Raw genomic sequence first — 25,055 nt, 5'->3', positions numbered from 1 at the left:
CCTTCGTCGGTGGTGGCGGTGACGTCGTCGACAAGGTCTGCCCCGCACACGCGGGGATGAGCCGCTCGGCATGTCCCGCGACCAGATCGACAAGGTGTCTGCCCCGCACACGCGGGGATGAGCCCCCGACATTTTGCAGCTCGGCTCGGAGGGCACCGTCTGCCCCGCACACGCGGGGATGAGCCGTTCGACCAGCGCAGCAGCGGGAACCCGTAGTTGGTCTGCCCCGCACACGCGGGGATGAGCCCATCTTCTCGGTGTCAGAGGTGCGGTTCGGCTGGTCTGCCCCGCACACGCGGGAATGAGCCGGCTTGCTCACCCACAAGCTGCTCGGCAAGCTGGTCTGCCCCGCACACGCGGGGATGAGCCCTTCTGCGACACGATCGGGAACAGGTTGTCCGACGTCTGCTCCGCACACGCGGGGATGAGCCCGTCAGCTTGCCGGGGCCGACGGTGTAGGACTGGTCTGTCCCGCACACGCGGGGATGGGGCCCAGCGCGTCGGGGTGATGTGCCGCACCCGCGGGCAGCTCTCCCGCGTGGTCTCCGGTCTTGCCGACCACGGCATCGACGCCGTCCAGACCAAGAATGCCGAGTTGGCCTCCCACGAACAGGTCAGTGTGATGACCATGCACGGCGCCAAAGGCATGGAGTTCACCCACGTGATCCTCATGGGCGTGGGCAAGGAGATCATGCCGCTGCGCTTCCGCCTGAAGAACCTCTCCGAGGAAGACGCTCGCGCCGCCCTGCAACGCGAGCGTTCGCTGCTCTATGTGGCGACCTCGCGCGCCCGCGACGCGCTGGTGATCACGACCGTTGGCGAGCGGTCGGAGCTGCTGCCGGAGGGGTAGGGGGTCGCATATGGCTAATCCACGCAGACAGAAGAACTTTCGGCGAACGCAATCCCAGCGCCATCTCCGACGGAATAAGGCGCAAGAAGACCGCCTCCCATCTGAAGAGTTCAGCAGGAAAGACTTCAAGAGAATGGAGGCGCAAGCTCGGCGGATGATGGAACGAAACCGGAGAATGCTCGACGAGTGACCTTGGCGGGTCTTGCAGGTCGGTCGAGGCAATCGGACCCGTTGAACTGAATGTTAAACAGCCTGAGGGGCTTCTGCGGTCTAAAGTTTTGACAGTCGTTCTTAAGCTCCCGTGGAGGTTCCCCAAATGAATAAACGTGTCTTGGCGCCCGCAATGGCGATCGCGATCGCTGCCGGCTCCGTTATTGCCGTTGGAAATGCCGATGCGAAGGAAATGACCGCCGCCGAACTGTATGAGCCGACGATCGGTGGCGCATACGACCTTGGTCCGGATGAATACACTGCCTACCTGACACGTAGCGAAGGTCCCCGGCTGGCTTCGGTCGATCTAAACCTGTTCGAGTCTCCGTACCCTGGGTTGAAGGCGGAGCTAGACAATTCTCCGTACGCTTATCCCGGTGCTATAAAGCTTCGCCTTGAGGGCGGGAAGATTTACCCGGAACGGTTCGATGTCCTGACGGGCGTGACGGTTCACTACGATGACGGCTCCAGCGAGTATGTGGAGGGTTCGTTCACAGTGCGCCCGCTCAAGGCGTTGGTTGCCGGTGAGCCCGCAGAACCAGTCGAGCCGACCACGACGCCCCGCGCCACGGTGAGCGTTACGGAAACCACCACCGCCACTGAGACTGAAACCTATACAGAAACGGTGACCCAAACTACTACGGAGCCAGAGCCATACCCGGTCTATGAGACGGAAACGGTAACTGCCACCACGACTGAAACGGCAACTCAAACGGAGACCACCACGTCGACTGAGTATTACCCGGAGCCGTACCCTGAAATTTTCTTTGAAACCGAAACGGTAACTGCCACCACGACTGAAACGGCAACTCAAACGGAGACCACCACGTCGACTGAGTATTACCCGGAGCCGTACCCCGAAGTTTCCTATGAGACGGAAACCGTCACTGTCACGGCGACAACGACCGTCGCCCCGCCAGTTGTTACGACGTCCGCCGCCCAGCCGGTGCCGACGCGTTCTTCCGACGATGAACTCACCCTGGCTGACATCTATGATCCCGAAATCTCCACCCTCGGGGGTTACGACATTGGTCCGAGCGAGAGCTATGCCTACCTGGTAAGTGGAGAGGGACCAGAGATGGCAGATGTCGAGGTCCTGCAGTTCGATTCCCCGTACCCGATCAGTTACTCGTTGGCTCCCAAGAACGCACTGATTAACCACCGCGCTTGGATTAACGTCGCAGTCGAGCCTAAGAAAATCTACCCGGCGGAATTTAAGGTTGCGGTAGCCGTTCGGGTGACCTACAACGACGGGTCATCTGAAGAGGTATCCGGCCTCCTCCCCATCCGGCCAGTGAAGTCGCTAGTTACTGGCAATCCGGTACCTTCAACGACTTCTAAGGGTTCGGCAACAACGAGCCCTAGCACGGTAACCATTACCCGCGAGGTGGAGGTACCGGGAAAGCAGGTCACGGTGACCGCCACTGCTGAGCCGCTCCCACCCAAGACTGTCACCGCTACCCTGACGGAGCGCGTGGAGGTGCCGGGTGAACCGGTCACGGTGACCGCTACCAAAGAAGCCCTCGCTCCAAAGACGGTGACAGCTACGGCAACAGCTGCCCCGGCGACGGTAACTGCCACGGTGACTCGCGTAGAGAAGAGCACGGTGGAGGCTCCGACGGTGACCGTCGATCGATTGAGCACTGTGTTGGCCACCCCTGCAGCTAAGGCGACGACTGTCACAGTGACACCAGCGCCGAATAAGGTGACTGCAACGGTGACCTCGACGTTGAAAGAAACCTCTACGGAGACGACGGTCGTGAAAGCGACCGAAACTGTGACCAAGGCGGCTGACCGCCCGGCTGACGGCAGCGGTTCTTCGCTCAGCACCGGTGGCATCATTGGGGTGGTGGTGGCGCTTCTCGCAGCGCTGGGTGTAGGCGCATTCGCTCTGGCGGGCGGCCTTCCGCCGCAGATCGCGAATGCGCTGCCTTTTTAGACTCCGTGCGGCAGGCGGGGCGGGCCCTTACCCCAGTTGCCCCGCCTCACGCAGGAAGTCGATCACCTGCTCGGCGCCGGTCTCCCAGTCCGTGATCCGGGGGCCTGCCACGTCTCGGTTGTACGGCTGGTCGTAGACGAAGGTGGGGATGTTCATCTCGCGCAGGCTGTCAACGTTGTCTGGGGCGTCGTCGATGTACACGTGCGCACCCACCGAGTCCTTCAGCCCCGTGAAACAGAGCGACATGTACGGAATGTCCATGCGGTCCAGCCAGGCTGCGGTGTCTGACACCACCTTTGCGTGAGAGCCGCCGAAGATCAGCCGGTGTGTCACTACGCGGATGTGCGCGCCGGCGGCCGCGATCTTGCGCATCGCTTCAGGCGCCCCGGGGATGGGGTCGAGATCTCGGTAAAGGCCCTGCGCCACGGCCGCCTTGTGGTGCTCCAGGAAGCCTTCGACGGTGTCGAAGCCCCATCCGGCGCGGTGCAGGGAGTACACCTCGGGTTCCGGCAGCGTCGACGGATCGACACCGCGCCGCTCGGCGACTACAGCGCGGATGCCGTCGGTGTAATCGGCGCACACTCCGTCGAGGTCCAGGCCCACAATGGCGCGGCCACGGAAGGTTCTTTGGTTATCCTGCAGCTCAATCACGGTGTTTCCTTCCGATAGGAATCCGGTTCATTCTCTGGTTTAGGCACTTTAGCTGCGACCTTCAACGCAGTCGCCTGCAAATCTCGCAAGTATTCGCGGATATCGAACTTGCCGGCGTAAAACCAGCAGTACCGGTCCGTCAGGTACTCCACATCCCAAGCGCCGGTTTCCATGACTGAGATGGCTTCGCGCTGCAGGGTGCCGTCGAGAAGCACACTGCGAATGATGTACTCCTTGTTCTCGTAATCGTGGTTGCAGAACCGTTCGTACTTGTGCACCCAGATCAGCACCAACACCGCGTGGACAACGAAGGCCACCAGCAGGAACCCGATGATGATGTCGTAGGGCGGATAAACATGTTGCGGCCGATCCGGGCGGCACTTCGGCGGCCCATTGCTCTCGTCTAGCAGCATGGCCACTAGGGGGAGTAGAAAGACCAGCATGGAGACCACGGCGCTCCAGACCACATGAAGTTTGGCCGTGGCATGGATCTCGCGGGCGAGCCGGTGCGTGCCGGTGGTGAACCACATGAAACCGAACAGCGCGAGCAGGAGCGGTAGCGCGATGGCGTTGATATCCAGAAGATTGCCCAGATCCAGTACACCGCTCCACAACACCCGGTCCGCGAACATGAGGCATGCCGCGATCGACGAAAGGAGCATGAGCCATGCCGCCGCCAACGGTGATGCCCCCAGCGTCGGCGCGAACCACACTCGCAGCCATTCCAGGGACCGCTCAGGCGACGGGTTGTACACGTGCACCCGCGACTGCGAGGGGCGCGACGTGCCGTGCGGATGCCGCTTCCCCATCCTGTGGCGAAAGCGATAGAGCATCTGCTTATCGACGGCTCCGCTCTTCCCTCCCCCAGGCATTACCAGCCGCTTACAAGATGGCGTGCCGGGCTCGAGGTAGCCACGAGCCTCGGGCACCGAGAACTCGCCTTCCAGGTCATCCTCGTGGGTGACTAGGCCATACATGGCGATCAGATTGGCGCCCTCGGGAGGCTGGATCTCCAAGTGCGTACTCGACGCGGTGAGGGTGGAGTACGCGAGGTTCATTGATCCAGCCCAGTCCTCCGGTCCGGACGTGTACGGGATGACCCTTTTCGGGCGGAGGCGAATGTTTGAGCGCTGGGTAAGACGCTCCAGTTCATCGCTGACCCGCCGGATCTTCCGGTTGTTCTTCTCCTTTTCGCTGACCTGATCGTGTTCGGTCGACTCCTTGAGGTTGGGGTTGCTCAGGAACTCTTTCTCCGCCTCCTCCGGGTCATTGAAGCTGGATTGCTCGGCATCGCAGGTGAGTTTTGCTAACGCGCGGCGGGGAACCACGTTGTTTCCCGTACCCGTCCAAACAGCATCCGCATCGACAACGACGGAGAACAGATACGAGATGCTCATGGTCGACAGCAGGCAGCACATGATCTCGAGGCAACGGAGTGCGTGTTCTTTGTCCGCGTAGCCAGAGCTCATGGACAACGCATGAAGGATGGCGAGGGCCAGGCACTGCACCGGCAACGAAGAATCGAGGACGCTCCTCTCTTCGAGGTTGGTCCCGTCCACGACCACCTTACCGCCCGGGATCAGCTGGCCCGCTTCTAGTACCCAGAACGAGAGGTCGATATCCGCCACGGTCAGATGGGGGTCGGGTTTGCTGCGTTGGTGCGACGCTGCAAGCGCGAGTGCGGCAAAGAGCTGGTGGCGGTGGCCTTCTTGCACCGGGTAGACCAGATCCTCGAACTCCGCCGATGGGTGGCAGCGCAGGTCGTAGATGATGTCCAGGATGCCCTGCCTAATCAGCAGATCCGCCTGGCGTTCGGTCCAGGGGACGTCGAGGACCTCGAGGAGGCGCTGGGAAAGCGAGAGCTCGTCGGCAAGCAATCGCAGCGCTTGGAACGGCAGGTGTCCGTTGCGGCTCATCTGCATCGACGAGGTGGATTCGCCGTTGAACTCCAAGTCGAGGTTGATCAGCATGCCCTTGCGCAGGAACGTCAGGGGGACCATGACCTGGTCGCTACCGTTGCTGTAACGGAGTGCTTCCTCATGCGGCAGCTCGAAGTCGAAGCTGAGGCGGCGGCGTGTTTGCCCGTTAGCAATGAGCTGGAGGGAGTCGACTCGGCGGCGCATCCACTGCCAGTCCGAGATCATCGGGAGCACCGCGGCCGCAAGCTGGTCGTCCGGTTCGGGGATGGGGTGAAATCCCCCGGACCGCGAATCTCTGGGCAGAGATGGAAGATTGAACAGGGCAGCATCTTCTTCGGGCCAGCCGGCGGTAACCGTGCGGTTCACCTCCAGCTCTAGAAGGGTGGTCACGGTTTTCAGGGCTTGCTCTTGAACGAGCTGACCAAGAGTGATCTGCTCTCCCATGTCTGTAGGAGCCGTGCTGTGCGACATGCGGAGAAGTTTAGGGCTTGAAAGGTTGGGCTGCCGGGGAGCAGTTGCGAACTCCGCATTGCGGACAACTGGGTGCGGGCCAACTGTTTGCGGTTGGCAACCTTTGGAACGTCGATAGGCGGAGGCCCACTGCAGCTTGGCGAGAGGTGAATGGAGCGAACGCACCGATTTGCTCGTATGTACCGCCGGCCGACGGCGCTGCACCTCAAAACCAGAGCGAACGCACCGAAATGCACTGTTTTGCGCTAAACTCACGTCCTATTGGAACAGATTCGGTGCGAACGTTCCGTAATACGATCAGCGAGGAGACGTGACACGTGGACATAGAGGCACTCGGCAGCTTTGTGCGCGCCCAGCGTAAGGAGCGGAGGCTGACCCAACTGGAGGTCGCGGAGCTTGCGGACGTGTCGGATCGGTTCCTCCGGGAGCTGGAGCATGGCAAGCCGACGGCGGAGATCGGCAAGGTGATCGAGGTGCTTGCGGTTCTCGGTTACGACCTCGAACCTGTTGTGCACAAGGGTGATCTGCTGTGACGTCCCCGGTTGTTGCAGCAGACGTGTACGTGGGAGAGGAACTGGCCGGCCACTTCACCACCCATGCCGATGGCCGCACGGAGTTCGACTACGTGGAGGGCGCCACGAAGGCTGTGGCCTCAACGCTGCCGATCAGTGGCGCGCCCTATGTCACCTCGGCAGGTGCGCTCCCGCCGTTCTTCGCCAACCTGCTGCCTGAGGGCAGGCGGCTCTCCACGCTGAAGCGTTCAGTCAAGGCATCACTCGACGATGAGCTGGCTCTCCTCGTCGCTGTCGGTTCCGACACGGTCGGTGATGTCAGCGTCGTTGCGCACGGCAAGCCGCTCGCGCCCTCCCCCGCCGTGATCGATTTGTCCGGAACGCTCGATTTCTCGGCGGCCATCACTGACGCCGGAATCGCGGATCCCATTGCCGTTCCCGGCGTGCAGGACAAGGCATCGGCACGCACCATTGCGGCCCCAGTTCGCGGCCGCAGCACCGAATACATTCTCAAGGTGTCCCCGCCCGAGTACCCGAAGCTTGTGGAGAATGAGGCCGAGTGCTTCGCCATCGCAGCCGCCGCCAAGTACCCGCTCGCTGAAACGCAATTGCTTATCGACGCCTCCGGTCGCCCCGGACTCCTCATCACCCGCTTCGACCGGTTAGACGGTACCCGACTCCACGTCGAAGACGCTGCGCAGGTCATGGGCCTGTACCCGAGCGCGAAGTACAGCCCAGCAATGGAGGAGGTGGCGGAGGCGTTGATGGGCGTGAGTGCGTCGCCAAGCTTGACTGCCCGATCAATCGCCTTCCAAGTCGCCCTTGCCTGGCTGACCGGAAACGGCGACCTCCACGCGAAGAATTTGTCGTTGATCTGGAGGGGCCGCAGGGCCGAGATGTCCCCTATCTACGACATTCCATCAACGGTGCCCTACGGGGATTCCACGATGGCGCTGTCGGTGCAGGGGCGCAAGGACAACATCAGTGGCAAGGTGTTCCGGGCATTCTGCACGGAGATCGGTTTGACGGTGAACGCAACCGAGCGCGTTATGGCCCAAGCCCTGCGGGTAACCGATGGTGTCGCGGAGCGGATCGTGTCCGCGGCCGATTTCGATCCGCGCCGGGCGCGTGACTTCAGGAGGGTGCTGGATCGACGGAGGAAGTTGTGGGGCTGACCTTTGGTGCGTCGTATGATTTTCGGCATGAGCACCTCCATCAATCTCTCCTCGAATATTCTCGAGGCAGCCAAGGTGGCGGCTGAAAAGAGCGACCTCACATTAGACGCGTATGTCGAACAAGCCGTCCGTCATGCGCTAGGGAGGGCTGGGGAGTCAAAGCAGGCTAGTGCTCCCGTTGAGCTACCAGCGTTCGATTGCGGTGGGGTGCCATTGATCGATCTCGATGACAAGAATGTTCTGTGGAAGGTTCTCGATGATCAAGAAACCTCTATCGACTGACCAGGCGATTGGAGCCATCGAGACGATCATGCGGTCTTCTAGCGCCGTCTTGATTCATGGGTCAAGCTTGAGTTGGGAGATCTTTTCCGAGCTCACGCGCAGCTACCACTTTCACGCTGCTGATATTCCCGATGCATGGATTGCTGCGAACGTCATTGCAGAGGAGGCAACTCTAGTGAGCGATGACAAAGGTTTTGCGAGGTTCGGTGACCTCGATTGGGTGACTGTCTCCAGTTAAAACTTGCGGACTCCGCATTGCGGACAACTGGGTGTGCACCAACTATTGGGCGTTGGCAACCTTTGGTGCGTCGATAGGCGGATGTCCACTGAAATGAGCACGTGAGGGGCTGTGTTCGCGCGGGGTGCGACGTAGGCTGCCGGGCATGGGGATGAAAACTTGGAAAATTGGGGCCAAGGCGGCGGGAACGCACGTTGGGGGCCGGGTAATTGTTGAGAATCCGGGGCGCGAGCTGAACGTGGCTGTGCGGGCGCTCGGACAGGAAATCGTGGATGCGGTGAACCGCACGGCGAAGCAGTGGCGGCCTGTGGACGATAGGCAGCCGGTCACTGGTGAGCGCGCCGAGGAGCTGGTCAGCTACACCGTGATGGCGGGCGTCCCGTTGATGATGCTGCGCGACGCGATGACGGCGAACAGGGCGGCGCGTGCCGCGGGGATGCTCGCGGAGATATGTAGGGATGCGATGGCGCTTGAGCCGAGGTTCGCTGCAATTTACTCCCTTGCGGTCACGGCTCGTGAACAGGCTGAACAGGGGATCATGGAATTCATGCCGGTGCTGTGCACCAGCATCTCGTGGGCTCTGCCCCAGCCGGTGCGTCTTGGCGCTGTTGCCCATGCAATGCGGGTCGAAATCAGTGAAGTGACGCTTCCGATACTTGGAGGCCCGAAGCGCCCGGGTCTTGCGGACATGCGCATGGATTTCGAGTGCGAAGAGGTCAGCGGCGTCGAGATCGTGCCCGACCCCAGCACCATCTACTTCCCGCTGCCGCTGTTCGGGCCCAACAAGGCGGAGCCGGACGTGGTGCTGGAGATGTGGGTCGGCAGCGTGCAAGTGACGGTGGATCTGAGCACGAAGCGTTCCGGGTTCGGCGCGCTGCGGGAGATCGTTTACGCCGTGGAGAAGGTTGTGCAGGCGCACCGGTTGGAGCGGGCGCGCGTGCGGCCGGCGTAGGGGCGGGCACGTACGCGCATGAAGGTCCGATACGAGGACAAGAATCTGCAGCGCCTGGCAGAAGACCCCGGTTTTCGTTCAAAGCGGTGGAGCCCTGAACTTACGCGGTCCTACCGGCGTAAAATTCAGATTCTCCAAACGGCTCACGATGAACGAGATTTGCGGAGAATGAAGTCATTGCACTTGGAGCAACTACGGGGAGACCGTTTAGGGACTTCATCAATACGGCTGAATAAGCAATATCGCCTTGTTATTCGATTTGAAACTAGCGAAGATGGACGCATCGCAGTTGTTATTGAAATGGTCGACTACCACTGACGGAGGTGAACAATGGCTACTCAACCCTTGGCAGAAGCGTTCCCAGTAGGAGATTTCCTCGCGGAGGAACTGGAAGAACGTGGTTGGAGCGAAGCAGATTTCGCCGCGATCATGGGACGGCCGACGCGCTTTGTTGAAGAGCTCATCTCGGGCGAGCGGGAGCTTACGCGGGAATCCGCCGAGCTGGTCGGAGCAGCGCTTGGTACCTCGGCAGAGCTGTGGCTCAATCTGCAGGACGCATTTCTTGCGTGGAGACGATCCCACGACGAGAAAACTCAGGCGAGCCTTGCCGCTGTGAGAGAAAGGGCTCGCCACCGCGAGCTGGCTGACCTACGCAAAGCACAGTAGCCAGGGCTGACTGCTCGGGCACTGCTTTAGCCGTCGATAAGTTTGGTGTTCGCGGGCAACCACCAAAGTTAACGGCGTAAGTTTGGTAGTCTCCCCCGTATGAACTGGCCGCGGGTGGAGACTGAGACGCTCCCGTGGTCGCCTGCGCCCGATTCGTACCCGCGGCGGGCGGCGAAGAGGATGCCGCCCGAGTATGAGGCCGCGGTGGTCCCGAAGATTGCGAGCCAGCAGCTCACGCTCACCGAGGAAACTCGTGCGCTGGTGGAACAGGCGACGGTCGCGGCGGTGCGGTTCGATACGACTGATGCGCACCGGGTTGTCCCCTTCACCCCGCTGTTGCTGCGCAGTGAGTCGGCTGCGTCTAGCCGTATTGAGCAGCTCACGTCGTCGGCTCGCAAGGTGCTGGAGGCGGAGGTCACTGGCCGCGGGCGGGGAAATGCGGCGCTGATTGCGGCGAACACGCGCCAGATGGAGGCCGCCGTGGAGCGGGCCCGCGCGAGCGTGGACGGCATCGTGGAGATGCACCGGATCCTGCTTACGGATTCCGCTCCCGAGATCGCGGGCGTGCTGCGTAGCGCCCAGGTGTGGATCGGCGGCAGCGACTACTCCCCCGCCGGGGCGATGTTCGTGCCGCCCCACCAGCGTCATCTTGGGGAGCTGATGGCTGATCTCGGCGAGTTCATGGCGCGCGATGATCTCCCGGCGCTCGCCCAGGCGGCGGTCGCGCACGCGCAGTTTGAAACGATTCACCCGTTCGCCGACGGCAACGGCCGCACGGGGCGTGCGCTTGTGCATGTGGTGTTGCGGGAGCGTAGCTTAACGACGAGCTCCGCCCTCCCCCTGTCCGCCGTCCTCCTCACCGACACAGCGGGGTACTTCGCCACGCTCGACGCCTACCGTGGCGGCGACGTGGACCGGATCGTGCAACTGTTCGCCCGCGCCGCTATCGACGCCGCAGAGCGCGGATCCTGGCTGGCGGCGGAACTAGTCGCCCTGCGTGAAGAGTGGAACGAGCAGCTCACCGCCCGCGCCGATGCGCTGGCGTGGCGCGTTCTCGACCTGCTGCTGCAGCGGCCCGTGTTGACCACGGCGGCGGTGTCCGCCGAGTTTGATGTGTCAGCGGAGACGGCCCGTAACGCCCTGGAGCGGCTGGAGGTTGACGGCATCGTCATCTCCGCGCAGCTGGACAAGCGTCAGCGCGGGTGGCGCTCCCCCGACGTGCTCGCGTTGCTTGACGAGTTCGCCGACGCCTCCGGCCGCCGCCGCTGAGCCGCTACTGCCAGGGCAGCTCGATGCCGAGGCGCGGCGCCAGCGCCACCACGCCGATGCCCACGACCGCCAGCGCGGCCAGCACACCCAGCACGACCGCCGCAGTGTTGGTTTCGGTGGTGGTGTATTGCGCCAGCGTCGGACGCTGCGCGTTGACCTGCGCCAGCTCAGCTTCGGCTTCGGCGACGTAGTCCTCGGCCTCGTCGAGGGTCATCTGCTCGGCGGCGGAAAGCTCGTACGCGTCCTCGACACCCTGCTCCGCCTCGGCGAGGCGCTCCCGGGCGGACTCCACCGCTGCCGCCAGCGCGTCCTGGTCCGCGGCCTGCGCCCGCGCGAGCTCGGCCTTTGCGGCATCCTTCGCATCCGTGGCCTCAGCCTCGGCGCGCGCGAGTTCATCCCGCTCGCCTTCCAGGCGCTGTTGCCAATCGACGGCACTCCGCAACCGCCTCTCAGCGTCCTCCAGCGCGCCCGCGGCCTGCGCCAACGCCTCCTGTGCGGCGGCGTCTTGCTCCTGGGCGGCGGCGAGATCCGTCTGCGCGGCGGAAAGTTCGGCCTCATCGGCGGAAAGCTCGGCGGCGTAGTCGTGCGAGACCGCCACGCCGAGCCTGCTGGTCGTGCGGGCCGGGATGGCGCGGATCTCGTCGCGCTTCAGGCCGTCGTAGCTCGGGTTGGCTTGCCTGCGATCGCCCAGGTCCACCGTGAGCTCGGGGGTGCGCAGCGTCTCGCGTGCTCCGGTGGAGACGTAGTACGGCACCCCACTCGCGTTAGCCTTTTGCGAGCCGCCGTCCGGGCCGAACGTGTAGGACGTGGTCGGGTAGGACAGCCGGTAGAACTGCATTGTGGCAAACGCTTGGCCGTTGGGCGCGACCCGCACACCGACGCCGATGCCGGTCTGACTCGAATCCAACATGCCTTCGTTGTGCCCCGAGGTGGAGTTGCGCCACTGGGTAAACAGCGCCTCGGGAAGCTCGGCCCACTGCGTGCGGTCCGCGGTAGCCGGGGAGACATCTGGCCAGCCGAGCCAGTTGTACGCGATGTTTTCCCCGCTGTGCCCGTAAGCCTCGAACTCGGCGTGGCGGAAGTAGTCGTTGCCGCCGCGCTGCATGTCGGCGGACATCACGCCGCTCCAGTCGCGGGCGTTGTCGTTGAACACGTCGTGGCTGACCAGCGGGTGCATGCCGTGGCGCTGGCGGTACTCGTTGGTGATCTCCACGACGGCGTCCGCGACCAGGCGCTCCCAGTCCTCCTGGGTGTAGTCGGCGCCGGCGGCCTCGCGGGCCTGGGCGTCGGCCAGTTTGGCCTGCGCGGAATCCGCGGCCTGCTGTTTGTCGGCCTTCACAGCTGCGGCGTCCTCGGCGGTCTGCCCTGCTGCGGCGGCTGTTTCCTCTGCCAAGGTGACGTCCTCGGCGAGGGCGGCGGTGTCTTCCTCCGCCGCAGTGAGCGCCTCTTGCTTTGCGACGAGCTCCCGCTCCGCCTCCTTCAGCACTTCCTCGGCGGCGTCCAGCTCTGCCTTGCGCTTTTCCACATCCGCGCGTGCGAGCTCAGCTTCAGCCGCGGTCAGCGCAGCCTCCGCCTCCTCGACTGCCACCTCCGCGTTTCGCACGGCGGCGTTCGCAGCGTCGCGCTGCGCCTTCGCTGCTTTGGCGTCGCGTTCGGCCTGTTGGAGGGAGGCGGATGCGTCGCTAAAAAGCGGCTGCCACTTTGCGGTCGCTTTGTCGAATCCTTGCTGGTCGACGGTGGTGGTAGAACTCCCTGACGACTGCGCCTCAGCGACGGGGACTTGAACAGTGCCGACAGCGAGCGCGCAGGCGAGCGTGGCAGTTGCGATGCGGGAACGGGACATGGGGGCGATCCTCTCGGGACACAGGCCAAACGGTGACGATTTAAAAATCTAGATCACCAAAACCTGGCAAACAACTGGATGTTCGGTGGGGGTACAGCGGGGGCGGGTTAGATAAGGAGTTGGTAAGAACCTGTCCGAAAGCTGGTATTCGGCTTGGGGTCGGGTGGTAATGGGCCTAGTCTTGACTTGTCACTATTACTGAGAGCGAAGGTCCGCCAATGTCCGTTCGTGTCCCGTCCCGTTCCCTCGCTGCGTTGACGGCGGTGGCCTTGGTTTCGTCGATAAGCCAAGTGCTCGCTCCCGCAGCGGAAGCAGCACCCGTCGCAACAGTGAATCAGGGCGACCTGATTTACAACGAAGCCACAGGTCAAGAGTGCGCGGTGGGTTGGCTTCACGAAGGCTACGCCTTCACCGCCGGCCAGTGCGGCGCCGACGGCGAAACCTTCAGCGACATCGATGGCAACGTGCTCGGCAGCTTCGAAACTCTCTACGACCCGGAGACGCGCCGCAACGACTTTGGCTGGATCAAGCTGGACATGGACGTCGCGGAGGGGGTGAACGAGTATGAGGAGCTCGCCGGGGATCTTCCTGCGGGCGAGTGGGTCACCACCAAAGATGCAGCATATAAGTACAGGTATAGCGGATTCGATGGCGCGTCGGGCGTCGCGGCGAATGTGCTGGGCGAAGAGGCTGTGCTGGGGCAAGTGGTGGTGACGGAAGCTGGCGAGATCGCAGGCCTCTACTCCGGTGAACTCGACGGCTACTCACTGGTCACCCGTCCAGACCGGGTTGCGGAGAGCACGTACCCGGTGGACCCGGGCCACATTGCGCAACGCGATGCGGACGATCTCTCCCAGCACGCGGAGGTGTTCACCTTTGCACCTGACACAGGTAAGGCCGAGCAGATCCACTATCCGCCGGTTCCCGTGCTCAACCAGGGAGAGAGAATCGGCACGCTTGAGCCGGACGGCATGCTCGGCCGATGCACCATCGGATGGATTAATGAGGGTGTTCTTTACACCTCCGGTCACTGCGGAGAGCCCGGTGCCGAGATGTACACCGTGAAGTATTGGGGCATCGATCCCGATACGGAGAAAGAGATTCTTTCCTTGGACACAAAGGTCGGCACGTTCGGAACGAACGAGGGAGGCCTGAAGAAGCTCCGCAACGACGCGGGCTGGATCGAGATGGATACGCCATGGGTGCGCGCGGGCGAGAATGTCCGGTCGGGCGACGCCATCATTCCGTTTGAAGAGATTACGAATGGACTGGAGGTTTGCGCCTGGGGGATGACCACCAAGAGGGTCCGGTGCGGCAAGGTTCTCGGCACTGACGGCGCGGAGATCCTCATGGATGACGGGGTTGACGGTGCGCCGGGTGATTCCGGCGGGCCGGTCTGGGCCAAGGACGGCAGCGGATTCGTCGGACTGTACTCAGGCTCTATCGGTGGTGAGGGCTACCCACACCATTTCTCCACCGCCTCTCGCCCGGATTTTGAAACCGACAATAACGAAAGCATCGATTACTTCGGCATACTCCGCGCCATCCAGATGGGTGTGCCCTACTACCAGGTCTTTCCAATTTTCCGAGCGTTGCTCGGTGAGCGCGGCGAGGAATTCCCCACCGCGATGGAAACCTTCAACCAGGGTGACCCGCTCTACGACTACAACGGCAACATCACCTGTCGCGTCGGCTACGTGCAGGGCGAGCGTCTGTTCGTGTCCTCGGACTGCGGCTACGGCAAGCTCTACACTGCGCTGGGGCGCCCGGTTGGCGTTCTGGAAAGGTCGCAAATCAGCAACGGCCCGGTAGCCACGCTGAAGGTCACGGGTGCGCGCATGGTCGCCGGCACCAACGCGCCGGGATTCAATGTCATCGCGGAGTGGCAGGACATGCAGCCTGGCGATGAACTCTGCGCCGCCGCCAACGGCACCGGCGACCCGGAGTGCACCACGCTTATCGGAGTGGACGGCGTATGGCTGATCGCGGAGACGGAGTTCAGCGACAAGATCGTCCCTGGCACGCCGCTGTGGATTACTGGCAAGGGCTTTGTAGGCGTGTACTCGCAGGAGCAAAACGGTCACGCCATCGGCACGCGCATTGACTTCACATCCGCCGCGGATGGCGGTGAATACGTCGAGTCCGTACCGAACCTGGAGTACGTGCTGAAGGCCCACGAGCTCAAGCAGCCGTACTTCCAGCGCACCAACATCTACCGCTTCGACCCGGATGTCCCGGACAACCGCCCTGAGGTGGCGCTGCCCCACCGCGTGCTGCAGGCGGGCGACTCCCTCTTCGACGAGTACGGCAACGAGGTCTGCGAACTCGGTTCGTCCGCGGCGGACATCGGATACACCTCGTCCGACTGCGCCAGCCCCGTCTTCACCAGCATTGGCGAGCGGATCGGCTGGACCAACCCCGCGTCGTACCTCGACAACGAGGTGGCCACGCTCGAATCCAGCGACGATTGGATCACCTTCGACAACTCCACCACCAACCTCATCCCCTGGACGGACCTGACCCCTGGCGACGAGGTCTGCGCCGCTGACGCCTGCACCGAGTTCGCGGGCTACGACGGCTCCAAGCTCGTCCTCGTCGACGACCTCCCTGGCGTGCTCCCCGGCGCGGGCCTGCACGTCAAGGGCAAGGGCCTGGCGGGCGTCTACCACCGCGACGGCATCGGTTCCCGCACGGACATGGTCGACGACGGCTGGACCAGCCCCAACATCGAGCAGATCCGCGCGGCGCACCGCAAGGGTGAGCAGTTCTTCGCCCACAACGACGCCAACTTCTGGTCCAGGGCCGGCGGCGCGGGTGCGGCGGTCCCCTTCCCCACCCGCAAGCTCGATGAGGGCACCACGCTTTACGACGCCTCCGGTGCCCCCACCTGCATCATCGGCCGCGTCGAAGATGAGCACCTCTACGTCTCGGCGGACTGCCAGTCCGACGGGTTCTTCGCCGCCGCCGGCGAGTACGTGGGCGACTTGGAGGTGCCGGCTGCGGCGACGGAGAGGACGTCGCCAGGCATTATTGCGGTGACCGGCCGCCGCATGGAGCCGGGCGCCAACACCCACCTCGAGCACGCCGCGTGGGACGAGATTCAGCCCGGCGACGAGCTGTGCTCCGACGCTGGTTGCGGCACGTTCTTCGGCCTCGACGGCGCCCAGATCATCCACGACGCACCCGTGCCCGCCCAGCCCGGCGCGGCGCTGTGGAACCCGCAGAAGGGCTTCGTCGGTGTTTCCGGCGCGGGCGGTGAGGCGACCCGCATCGACATGCTCACCTCCGAGGCGCCGACCGATTCCGCCGCTGCGGTCAAGCGCGCCCACGAGCTCGGCGTGCGCTTCTACCAGCGCGCATCCGCCAACTTCTGGAGCCCCAACCACTACGGCGGCGAGGTGCCCTTCGAGCGCCACCCGCGCATCAACCAGGGCGATCTGCTTTACGACGCCTCCGGTGACCCCCGCTGCAGCATCTCCCTGATCCAGGACGACGTGCTGTTCACCTCCCCGGACTGCGCCCCCGCCGGCGACACCCTGTACTCGCAGTTCGGCGAGCCCCTTGGCCAGCTGACCGTCCCCGCCGCCGACACCACGACGCGCAACAAGTTCGCTTACGTCGAGCTGGACACTCCGTTCGTGCAGCCCGGCGCCAACGGCGTTACCGGCGACGACGTCGTTGAGTGGTCCGACGCCAACCCCGGCGACGAGGTCTGCGTCTTCGCCACCTCCACCGCGCCCGGTGCTTCCGACGAGCGCTGCGGCACCTACCTCGGCCAGGACGGCTCCGCGGTCGTGCTCTCAGACGACCTCGCCGACGCCGCCGACCCGCGCACCATTGGCGCCCCGGTCTGGATCCCCGGCAAGGGCTTCCTCGCTGTGTACGCGGGTGAGGTCGACGGTTTCCACACCGGCGCCCGCATCGACATGATCACCCGCGGCAACCCGGCCAACAACTTCCGCGCGGTTGCGAATGCCCACGACCGCAACGAAACCTACTACCAGCAGGTCTCGGCCAACTTCTTCAATGTTGAGAACCCGGACGGCATGACGGTTCCCTTCCCGAAGAAGCCCGCGCCGAAGCCGACGCCGAAGCCAGCACCGCTCCCGACCGAGGTACCTTCTCCGTCGCCTGCCCCCACCACATCTCAGGCACCGTCCTCTGAGCAGCCTGAGCGTGCGACGCCGGCGACGACCGTGCCGTCCACGGCGTCCGTTGCGGAGCCGACTGCTGCAACCCCGCAGGCAGAAACGGCCTCGACTACCCGAATGACCCCGGCTAAGACCAACGTCGCTCCGGCAGAAGACAGCCACGTTGGCGAGCCGGAGGCAAGAAATGGCAACGACGGTTCGGCGAACGGCAGCTCCACCGGCGGCATCATCGCAGCGATCCTGATCCCGCTGGTGCTGGTCGGTCTCGGCTTCCTGGCCACCCAGGTGGTGGACACCACCCAGTTTGGCCTCCCGCCGGTGCCGCAGATCCTCCCGATCAACCGGTGAATTACACAGATGGTGAATGGAGGATGGTGAATCCGCGAAGATTTTCGGATTTTCACCATTAGCCTTTCACCATCTGCGCGCTCGGCGGCGCTGCTGGCGTGGCCGCGCCGGGAATCGCGCCGCGACGGGCAAGCCACCGCGCCGGGAACCGCAGCCGACATTGCGACAGCGGGCATCACCGGAGGGGCGTCGATAGGCGAATGCAAAACACCGTTCCCAACAGCACCACGCGTAACCTAGATCACCATGACTGACGCCCAGCTACCTGAGCAACACAGCGACGAGCACCTCGAGCTCTCGCGCCAAGAGTTCGACCGGGAGAACCTCTCGGACGCCGACATCGAGCAGATCAAGGAGCAGCGCGAGGGCGACGAACCGGACGGCTCGTTCATGCGCTGGGTGATCACGCTGTTCGGCACCGGCGTGGGCGCCGGCATCCTGTTCCTGCCCATCAACGCAGGCAGTTTCGGGTTTTGGCCGCTGGTGATTGCCACGCTGCTGATCGGTCCGATGGTGTTCTTCTCCCACCGCACCTACGCGCGCATCGTCTCCGCCTCCCCGGTGAAGGGACTGGACGTGTTGCAGGTGATCACGGCGCTGACGGGCCGCAAGCGCGGACTCGCCTCGGCGCTGGTGTACTGGCTGGGCATTTACCCCACGGTGCTGATCTACGCCATCTCCATCACTAACACGCTGGACAGTTTCATTGTGAACCAGCTCGACGGGCCGGAAGTGAGCCGGTGGGTGCTGGCCACGGCCTCGGCGGGTCTGATGACGGGCGCGTACGCCTTTGGCAAGAAACCCACCTTGTGGCTGGCCAACGTTTTGGTGTATCCGCTGATCATCGCGCTGGCGGCGGTGTCGTTCTACCTGATCCCGAGCTGGGACTTCGTCAGCTTCCGCGGCTACGAATCCTCCTATTCGGTGTGGCAGGGCCTGCTGCTGATCCTGCCGGTGCTGGTGTTTTCCTTCAGCCACATGGCGGCGCTGAGCCAGTTCGCGCTGGATGTGCAGAAAAAGACGGATGGTGACGTCGCCGCGACTGAGCGCGAGGTGTCCAAGGTGGAGATGATCACCGCCGCGATGCTGGTCACATTCACCATGTTCTTCGTGTGGTCGTGCGCGCTGTCCCTGGGCGCGGACGGGATGGACGCCGCGCGCGAGGCGAACGTGCCGGTGCTGTCGTACCTGGCCAACGAGACGGATGCGCCGTTCATGGCGTGGATCAGCCCGGTCATCGCCATCGCGGCGATCATCACCTCCTACTTCGGCCACTTGCTCGGCACGGAGGAGGGCACTGCGTACCTGGTGCGCAGTGTGGCGCCGAACTTTGCGGCTCGCGTATCGACGTCCACGCTTCGCCTCGCCGTGAACATCTTCGTCTTCGTCACTGCGGTGATCGTCGCCGTGTTGAACCCGTCGATCCTGGACATGATCTCCGTAGTCGGTGGCGTGTTCGTGGCGTTTTTGGTGTACATCATGCCGGTGCTGCTATTTAACAAGGCCACGGCGTTTAAGCACTACGCTCGCCGCCCCGACACCATCTTCGTGTTGGTGGTGGGGTTGGTGATCGTGGCCGTGACCGTGTGGGACATGGTTGCTGGGTAACCTTAGGTATCCGTGAGGTGAATTCTAGGTAAGCCGGTCGGCGAATGCGCAGGTAGGCACCAAGGTGACGAAATCGTTGGTTTACAAGTGGATGAACTTTATCGTTTCCCCTGTTCAGGTCTGCTAAAGCGGGCGCATAATCTTCCCCGTGAGCATCACTATTCTTTTAATACTCATCATTGTCGTTGCCCTGTTCTTCGACTTCACTAACGGTTTCCATGACACTGCAAACGCGATGGCCACCTCCATCGCCACCGGCGCGCTCAGCCCGAAAGTCGCTGTGGCACTGGCCGGTGTACTCAACCTGATCGGCGCCTTCCTCTCCGTTGCCGTGGCCAAGACGGTCGCGGGTGGCATTGTGAAGCTCGATCTTTTCGACCTTAACGACACCCTCGACTCCGAACGCCTCCTGCTCGTGGTGTTCGCCGGCCTGGCTGGCGGCATTATGTGGAACCTGTTCACCTGGCTGTTCGGCATCCCGTCCTCGTCCTCCCACGCCCTGTTCGGCGGCCTGATCGGCGCGGCCATCGCCGCTATCGGCTTCGACGGCGTGGTGTGGCAGGGCGTGCTGGACAAGATCATCGTCCCGGCACTGTTCGCCCCCTTCGTCGCTGGGCTGATCGCCGCGATTGGCACATGGCTGGTGTACAAGCTCACCGCCAACTCCGACAAGGAGCACCGCGACAACTACTTCCGCTGGGGCCAGGTCGGCACGGCCTCCCTGGTGGCGCTCGCCCACGGCACCTCCGACGCCCAGAAGACCATGGGCGTGATCTTTCTGGCCATGGTGGCCGCTGGTCAGTTCGGCTCGGACCACCCGATGCCGTTCTGGATCCAGCTGGCGTGTGCTCTCGCCATTGCCATCGGCACCTACTCCGGCGGCTTCCGCGTGATCCGCACCCTGGGCAAGGGCTTGGTGGAGATCCACCCGCCGCAGGGCATGGCCGCGGAGACCTCCTCCGCCGCTATCATCCTCACCTCGTCCCACCTGGGCATGGCGCTGTCCACCACCCACGTGGCAACTGGCTCCATCCTCGGCTCCGGTCTGACCGGCCCGAAGGGCGAGGTCCGCTGGGGTGTGGCCGGCCGCATGGCGCTGGCCTGGATCACCACCCTGCCCATTGCGGCGCTGGTGTCCTTCATCACCTGGTGGATCGGCCACTGGGCCGCTGAGCTCGGCGGCGACCTCGTGTGGGGCGGCGTCGCCCTGGCGCTGATCATCCTCATCGGCGGCGGCTACATGTTCTGGCAGGCATCGCAGAAGCCGGTGCACAAGGACAACGTCAACGACGACTGGGACGGCGACTCCAAGTCGCCGGCGCACACCACCGGCGACGCCCGCAAGAGGGCGTCCACCCAGCACGACTCCGGCGAGCCCGCAGACTTCGTGGACACCTCCCGTGGCCTCAGCGCGCCGGGATCGACCGCTATCTCCCACGACCACCACCCGCGCGGCTAGCCGGAAAGGACAACCCGCATGCTTGAACTGCTGAAATCGCTTTTTTCCGTTGTCGCCGTCGGCATCTTGCTCGGCGCCGGCCTGCCGGCCCTGTACGCCCTGAGCATCCACTTCCTCTCTCCCGCCAGCGACGGCTCCGCTCCGCAAGGCGGCCGCCGCGTTCTGGGGTGGATCTTCCTGGCCATCGTGTTCGTTGCCGTTATCGCCGCGCTCCTGCTCATCGCGCGCGAGCGCATTGAGTACCTCACTGGGTGGGACCCGTACCCCTTCCTCTAGCCTGCTCCTGATTTCTACCGGGCCCTGGCACGTGCCAGGGCCCTTTTTCGTGGACGCGCGCCAATCGTTGGTGTTGACAAACTATTTACGCAAACCTAGAGTTACCCTGAAATGAACGGAAGGTTAACAACCTTCCCCTGGTAACGAAAGGAGGTGAGCCATGAAGGGCTTCATCAACAACGTCCGCGCATGGTTCCGTGACGAGGAGCGTGGCATCGCGTCCCTGACGGATCTCTCACCGCTGGCCGTGCTCCCGCACGTCGACGCGCGTTCCTAAAGCAACGTCGCGACAACCCGGGCCCAATCCCCTTTTGTGGGGCGGGCCCGGGTTTTTCGCGCGCGGAAAGATATAGAAAAGATATCGGAACAATTCTCTGGCCAGGGAAAACGTTGAAGTTCGGGCCGTATTCACCGCGCTACATCTTTCCTATATCTTTCGGAACCGAAGAACGGTCCCGAAAAGAATCCCCTGGGGAAACGGCGGGAAACGGCGGCAGGGCGGAGCTGAACGTCGATAAGCTTAAGTTTCACCTGAATTTCACCTCAGCGAAACCTGAGGGCGCTACGTTTCTAACTGCTCAACCGCAACTGCCTGAAACGAAGGACCCCCATGCGCAAACACCTCGCCGCGATTACTGCCCTTGCCCTGCTCACCCCAGTTCCCGTCGCTAACGCGGAGGATCTCGCCTCCCGCTTCACCCTCGGCGTCATGCCGGATACCCAGTTCTACGCTCGTTACGGCACCGAGGCCGCCGGCGACATCTTCGGCGACCGCTACGGCACCAACCCGTTTGATGTGCAGACCGAGTTCCTGGCTGAAAACCACAAGAAGCTGGGCACCCAGTTTGTCACCCACCTGGGCGACGTGGTGGACCAGCCGGAAGACCGCGCCAGCTGGGACATCGCGGACAAGGCCATGAAAACGCTCGAGGACGCCGGGGTGAACTACTCCGTACTGCCGGGCAATCACGACCTGACCATGTTCGACGGCAAATCCGCCTTCACCGAGTACTTCCCGGAGGAGCGCGCGAAGAAGAACTCCACGTTCATGGGCCGCACCGCCTCCACCGAGATCCACAACGGCGGCGACGGCTACGCCTTCCCGGGTCAGAGCGTGGATTCGGAGTACCACATCTTCGAGGCCGAGGGGCAGAAGTACCTGGTGCTCGCGCTGGGGTTCCGCGCCAACGACGAGACGCTGGAGTGGGCGCAGCAGGTCATCGATAAGCACCCGGAGCTGCCCGTGATCCTCACCGCGCACGAGATTTCCGGTATCAACGGCGACGGCTCCACTTACTTCACTAAGGAGTACGGCGAGCACCTGTGGGACAAGCTGATCCGCAAGAACGACCAGATCTTCCTCACCATCGCTGGCCACCACCACGGCGCGGGCTACCACGTGGAGAAGAATGACGCTGGCCACGACGTGATCAACATCCTGCAGGACTACCAGATGGCCTACCTGGGCGGCAACGGCCTGATGGGCCAGCTGCAGTTCGACCTCACCAACAATCAGCTGGAGATGCTCGCGTACTCGCCGTGGGTGAAGTCCAAGAAGTACGAGCAGCTCACCTCCTTTGACCACCTGATCATGGAGGGCGAGGGCGATTCCTACACCATCGATCTGGACTTCGCGGAGCGTTTCAAGGCGTTCGCGCCGGGCTTCACCGCCGGCGACGCCAACGATCCGGACTACAACGAGGCGCTGAAGCAGACCATCACCGACGGCTACAAGGCCTACGAGGTCACCGAAAAGGACAAGCCGAAAGACGAGCAGGACTACGCGTACGTGGACGGCACCGTCGTGCACTGGCGCCCCGGCCAGACGAAGGTCGAGGGCACTTTGCTTAACGACGGCGACGCCGCCCCCGCTGGAGCCGTCATCCCCGACGTGGCAAACGGCGACGACATGACCCGCGCACGCCACCGCGTAGCGGCAGGCGCCGACGCGGTGACCTTCTCCGACGACAAGCACCCGCTGTCCGCGGACCGCGGCTCCCTGCGCTGGAAGGACCCGAAGTTCAAGCACTCCACCGCCTGGTTCGAAACCGCCACCGGCGCCGACATCAACTCGGAGGAGTTCAAGAACGGCTACACCATGGAGGCGTTCCTCAAACTCGACGAAGACTGGAACGCCGACAACAACAAGTGGTCCAACGCCCTTATCCGCGACGCCTCCGGCACCATCACCCACCCCGAGGACGAGGACGGCGACCCGATCCAGATGCTCGGCGTGTCCAGCCTCCGCGAGCTGCGCTGGTACTCCTACGGCGAAAACGGCGAGGGCTTTTCCAACTGGACCCACGAGGTGCCCAAGGGCAAGTGGATGCACATCGCCGTGGTCAACGATCCGGCCGATAAGTCCGTGACCATGTACGTCGACGGCTCCCCGATCCTTCGCGACGGCTACGGCCCGCTGGGCATGGGCGGCAACGGCGACAAGTGGCTGCTGGGCACCTCCGCCTGGGATAACGACAAGGTCGATGGCTGGTTCGGCAACATCGGCGAGATCCGCATGGTGGACCACCCGATCGGCCCGGACCAGTGGCTGACCGCCCGCGGCAAGGCCCCGGCGCCGACCACTACCACCGCTCCTTCTTCCGCTGCGCCGTCTGCTCCGTCTGCTCCGGTGACCACTACCGTGGCGGTCCCGACGACCGTCACCAGCACGGTGTCCGGCACGCCGACCACCGCGACCACCACCGTGGCGGTCCCGACCACTGTCACTGCGGAGCCGCAGCCTACCGACGACAGCTCCTCCAGCGACAGCTCCTCCAACGTGGGCAGCAGCGTCGGCGCCTTCGCCGGCGGCGTGCTGGTGGGCGTGCTCGGCCTGCTCGTGGCGGTGCTCGCCGGCGCGGGCGGAACGCTCCAGTGGATTGTGGACCAGCTGCGCCCGTTCCTGCCGTAAAATGAGGCTATGACCAGCGTCTTTTACACCACGTTCTACGGCTGTTTAGACCACGTGTTTAGTAACGGTGTGGTGAGTTTCGGGTAACGCCCGGGTGAGTATCGAGTAACACCCGAGCGTTTTGGGATTTCGGTGGGGTTATTGGGTCAGTCGCATGTTGGTGCCTTCGAGTGTGATGATTTCGGCGCCGGCGACGAGTCGGTTGAGTATTGACTCGGCGATGACGGCGTCGGGGATGGATTTGTACCACTCGTCGGGTGTGAACTGGGATGTCACGATGGTCGATCCGCGGGGTTCGCGTTCTGCGAGGATATTGAGCAGTTGGTGTGCGGTGGCGGCATCGATTGGGGTGGTGAGGAAGTCGTCGAGGACTAACACGTCTGTGTTGTGTAGGTCTTCGAGGAACGTGATGCGGGCTGGGTCGTCGTGTTTGAGTACGGCGAGGTGGTTGGCGAGTGTGTCGGTGCGGAAGAAGCGTGCGGAGTAGTCGTTTCTGCACGCCGCGGTGAGTAGTGCTTGGGCGAGGTAGGTTTTGCCGACGGAGGATTTGCCCAGGATGACAATGTTTTGTGCGCTTTGGCACCATTGGCAGTGAGCGAGTCGGGTGATTTGCTCTTTGTTGATGGTGCGGCCGGGCGTGTAGGTGATGTCTTCGATGCAAGCATCGGGATTTGGCGATCGGGATGCTTTGAGCAGTTTGTTGACTCGCCTCTCACGCTTGGCCGCTACCTCTTTATCGAGTGCGTAGAGCACTTTGTCGGAGAAGCTCCAGTCGTCGAATGCGGGATCGGCGGCGATGTCGATGACGCTTTGTCCGAAGGCGGTCATGCGTAGATCGGTAAAGATCGGCAGGACTGATTCGTCGAGGAAGCGGGCGGATGATGATGCTGGTTGCGGGTGGGGCATGGGTTATGCAGATCCTTTCTTGGTGAGGTTTTCGAGGCTGAACTGGGCAGCACCACCGAGGTAGGCGCCGCGTGTGTCACGGGTTGCGGGGGCAGGCGCACCGTCAGTGGGTCTGCCGGTTAATTGATCGATTGGCAGGTCAGCACCTGTAGGTCGTGTGGAGGTGTCTTTGCGCACGGCGGCCATCATGTTTTTCACCGCGGTATACGACACAGCACGCCTTCTGCCGTCGGTGGACACCAAACGTCTGCAGGCTTCTTCGAGGATTGGCTTGTTGGCGTGTTTGCCCATGTTGAGCGAGGGTGTCAGGAAGTTTGTGTGTGAGGCTCTGATCTAGAAGGAGTTTCACCGATAATGACTACGGTGTCACCGAAGAAAAACCATGACCCGGCAAAGGTCAATGAGATCAGCGAGAAGCT

Annotated in this window: 20 protein-coding genes and 1 CRISPR repeat array (1 of these 21 running past the window's edge); of the genes, 15 read left to right on the top strand and 5 right to left on the bottom strand. The window is 63.2% G+C overall.

Annotated features, from left to right (window positions below; translation table 11 throughout):
- Positions 1–492: direct repeats of the CRISPR family, unit length 28 nt; unit sequence GTCTGCCCCGCACACGCGGGGATGAGCC (it extends 3,570 nt beyond the left edge of the window).
- A gap of 16 nt (positions 493–508) precedes the next feature.
- Both MHY23_RS08800 and MHY23_RS08795 read left to right on the top strand, forming a co-directional pair.
- Positions 509–850, top strand: a complete 342-nt coding sequence (locus MHY23_RS08800; RefSeq protein WP_239307229.1) for a 3'-5' exonuclease — start codon at positions 509–511, stop codon at positions 848–850.
- Positions 851–1,166: 316 nt separating this feature from the next.
- A complete protein-coding gene (locus MHY23_RS08795) occupies positions 1,167–2,999 on the top strand; it encodes a hypothetical protein (RefSeq protein WP_239307228.1) in 1,833 nt (610 codons plus the stop codon).
- Positions 3,000–3,026: 27 nt separating this feature from the next.
- Here the strand turns inward: MHY23_RS08795 and MHY23_RS08790 are convergent, their stop codons facing one another.
- On the bottom strand, positions 3,027–3,650 hold the full coding sequence (locus tag MHY23_RS08790; RefSeq protein WP_239307227.1) for a hypothetical protein: 624 nt from the start codon (positions 3,648–3,650) through the stop codon (positions 3,027–3,029).
- The gene (locus tag MHY23_RS08785) at positions 3,647–6,040 is read right to left on the bottom strand and encodes a hypothetical protein (protein ID WP_239307226.1); all 2,394 of its coding nucleotides are present in this window, start codon (positions 6,038–6,040) and stop codon (positions 3,647–3,649) included. The genes MHY23_RS08790 and MHY23_RS08785 overlap by 4 nt, the downstream gene beginning before the upstream one ends.
- A gap of 317 nt (positions 6,041–6,357) precedes the next feature.
- Between MHY23_RS08785 and MHY23_RS08780 the strand changes: the two genes are divergently transcribed.
- The 8 genes from MHY23_RS08780 (at position 6,358) to MHY23_RS08745 (ending at position 11,134) form a co-directional block, all read left to right on the top strand.
- Positions 6,358–6,573, top strand: coding sequence for a helix-turn-helix transcriptional regulator (locus MHY23_RS08780; RefSeq protein ID WP_042407536.1), 216 nt, complete (start codon positions 6,358–6,360; stop codon positions 6,571–6,573).
- Positions 6,570–7,727, top strand: a complete 1,158-nt coding sequence (locus tag MHY23_RS08775; protein ID WP_239307225.1) for a HipA domain-containing protein — start codon at positions 6,570–6,572, stop codon at positions 7,725–7,727. The genes MHY23_RS08780 and MHY23_RS08775 overlap by 4 nt, the downstream gene beginning before the upstream one ends.
- Positions 7,728–7,754: 27 nt before the next feature.
- Positions 7,755–8,009, top strand: a complete 255-nt coding sequence (locus tag MHY23_RS08770; RefSeq protein ID WP_239307224.1) for a hypothetical protein — start codon at positions 7,755–7,757, stop codon at positions 8,007–8,009.
- Positions 7,984–8,247 (top strand): hypothetical protein, encoded by a 264-nt coding sequence (locus tag MHY23_RS08765; RefSeq protein ID WP_239307223.1) that lies wholly within the window; start codon positions 7,984–7,986, stop codon positions 8,245–8,247. The genes MHY23_RS08770 and MHY23_RS08765 overlap by 26 nt, the downstream gene beginning before the upstream one ends.
- A gap of 145 nt (positions 8,248–8,392) precedes the next feature.
- Positions 8,393–9,199, top strand: a complete 807-nt coding sequence (locus MHY23_RS08760) for a hypothetical protein (RefSeq protein ID WP_239307222.1) — start codon at positions 8,393–8,395, stop codon at positions 9,197–9,199.
- Positions 9,200–9,217: 18 nt separating this feature from the next.
- The gene (locus MHY23_RS08755; RefSeq protein ID WP_239307221.1) at positions 9,218–9,517 is read left to right on the top strand and encodes a type II toxin-antitoxin system RelE/ParE family toxin; all 300 of its coding nucleotides are present in this window, start codon (positions 9,218–9,220) and stop codon (positions 9,515–9,517) included.
- 12 nt (positions 9,518–9,529) lie between these two features.
- Positions 9,530–9,865 (top strand): hypothetical protein, encoded by a 336-nt coding sequence (locus MHY23_RS08750; protein ID WP_239307220.1) that lies wholly within the window; start codon positions 9,530–9,532, stop codon positions 9,863–9,865.
- A 99-nt stretch (positions 9,866–9,964) separates the two neighbouring features.
- Complete coding sequence (locus MHY23_RS08745) at positions 9,965–11,134, top strand: Fic family protein (protein ID WP_239307219.1); 1,170 nt, start codon at positions 9,965–9,967, stop codon at positions 11,132–11,134.
- Between the two features lie 4 nt (positions 11,135–11,138).
- On the opposite strand, the gene MHY23_RS08740 is transcribed toward MHY23_RS08745, so the two are convergent.
- Positions 11,139–12,977, bottom strand: a complete 1,839-nt coding sequence (locus MHY23_RS08740) for a CAP domain-containing protein (RefSeq protein ID WP_239307218.1) — start codon at positions 12,975–12,977, stop codon at positions 11,139–11,141.
- A 218-nt stretch (positions 12,978–13,195) separates the two neighbouring features.
- On the opposite strand from MHY23_RS08740, the gene MHY23_RS08735 reads away from it, so the two are divergent.
- The 5 genes from MHY23_RS08735 to MHY23_RS08715 all read left to right on the top strand — a co-directional run bounded on the left by MHY23_RS08735 (position 13,196) and on the right by MHY23_RS08715 (position 23,730).
- Positions 13,196–17,476 carry a hypothetical protein gene (locus MHY23_RS08735; protein ID WP_239307217.1) on the top strand — a complete coding sequence of 1,427 codons (4,281 nt, stop codon included), beginning with the start codon at positions 13,196–13,198 and terminating at the stop codon, positions 17,474–17,476.
- Between the two features lie 246 nt (positions 17,477–17,722).
- The gene (locus tag MHY23_RS08730; RefSeq protein WP_239307216.1) at positions 17,723–19,084 is read left to right on the top strand and encodes an amino acid permease; all 1,362 of its coding nucleotides are present in this window, start codon (positions 17,723–17,725) and stop codon (positions 19,082–19,084) included.
- A 148-nt stretch (positions 19,085–19,232) separates the two neighbouring features.
- On the top strand, positions 19,233–20,543 hold the full coding sequence (locus MHY23_RS08725; protein WP_239307215.1) for an inorganic phosphate transporter: 1,311 nt from the start codon (positions 19,233–19,235) through the stop codon (positions 20,541–20,543).
- An 18-nt stretch (positions 20,544–20,561) separates the two neighbouring features.
- Positions 20,562–20,819 (top strand): hypothetical protein, encoded by a 258-nt coding sequence (locus MHY23_RS08720; RefSeq protein ID WP_239307214.1) that lies wholly within the window; start codon positions 20,562–20,564, stop codon positions 20,817–20,819.
- Positions 20,820–21,429: 610 nt separating this feature from the next.
- On the top strand, positions 21,430–23,730 hold the full coding sequence (locus MHY23_RS08715; RefSeq protein ID WP_239307213.1) for a LamG-like jellyroll fold domain-containing protein: 2,301 nt from the start codon (positions 21,430–21,432) through the stop codon (positions 23,728–23,730).
- 138 nt (positions 23,731–23,868) lie between these two features.
- On the opposite strand, the gene MHY23_RS08710 is transcribed toward MHY23_RS08715, so the two are convergent.
- Together MHY23_RS08710 and MHY23_RS08705 are read right to left on the bottom strand one after the other, a co-directional pair.
- Positions 23,869–24,636 carry an ATP-binding protein gene (locus tag MHY23_RS08710; RefSeq protein WP_070771239.1) on the bottom strand — a complete coding sequence of 256 codons (768 nt, stop codon included), beginning with the start codon at positions 24,634–24,636 and terminating at the stop codon, positions 23,869–23,871.
- Between the two features lie 3 nt (positions 24,637–24,639).
- Positions 24,640–24,927, bottom strand: coding sequence for a hypothetical protein (locus MHY23_RS08705; RefSeq protein WP_239307212.1), 288 nt, complete (start codon positions 24,925–24,927; stop codon positions 24,640–24,642).
- Positions 24,928–25,055: the final 128 nt, after the last annotated feature.

It is taken from the genome of Corynebacterium sp. ACRQP (assembly GCF_022345915.1).
GTDB classification, from domain to species: Bacteria; Actinomycetota; Actinomycetes; order Mycobacteriales; family Mycobacteriaceae; genus Corynebacterium; species Corynebacterium lehmanniae.
Note: the sequence above shows the minus strand (reverse complement) of the source record. Positions and strands in the feature narration are given on the sequence as shown.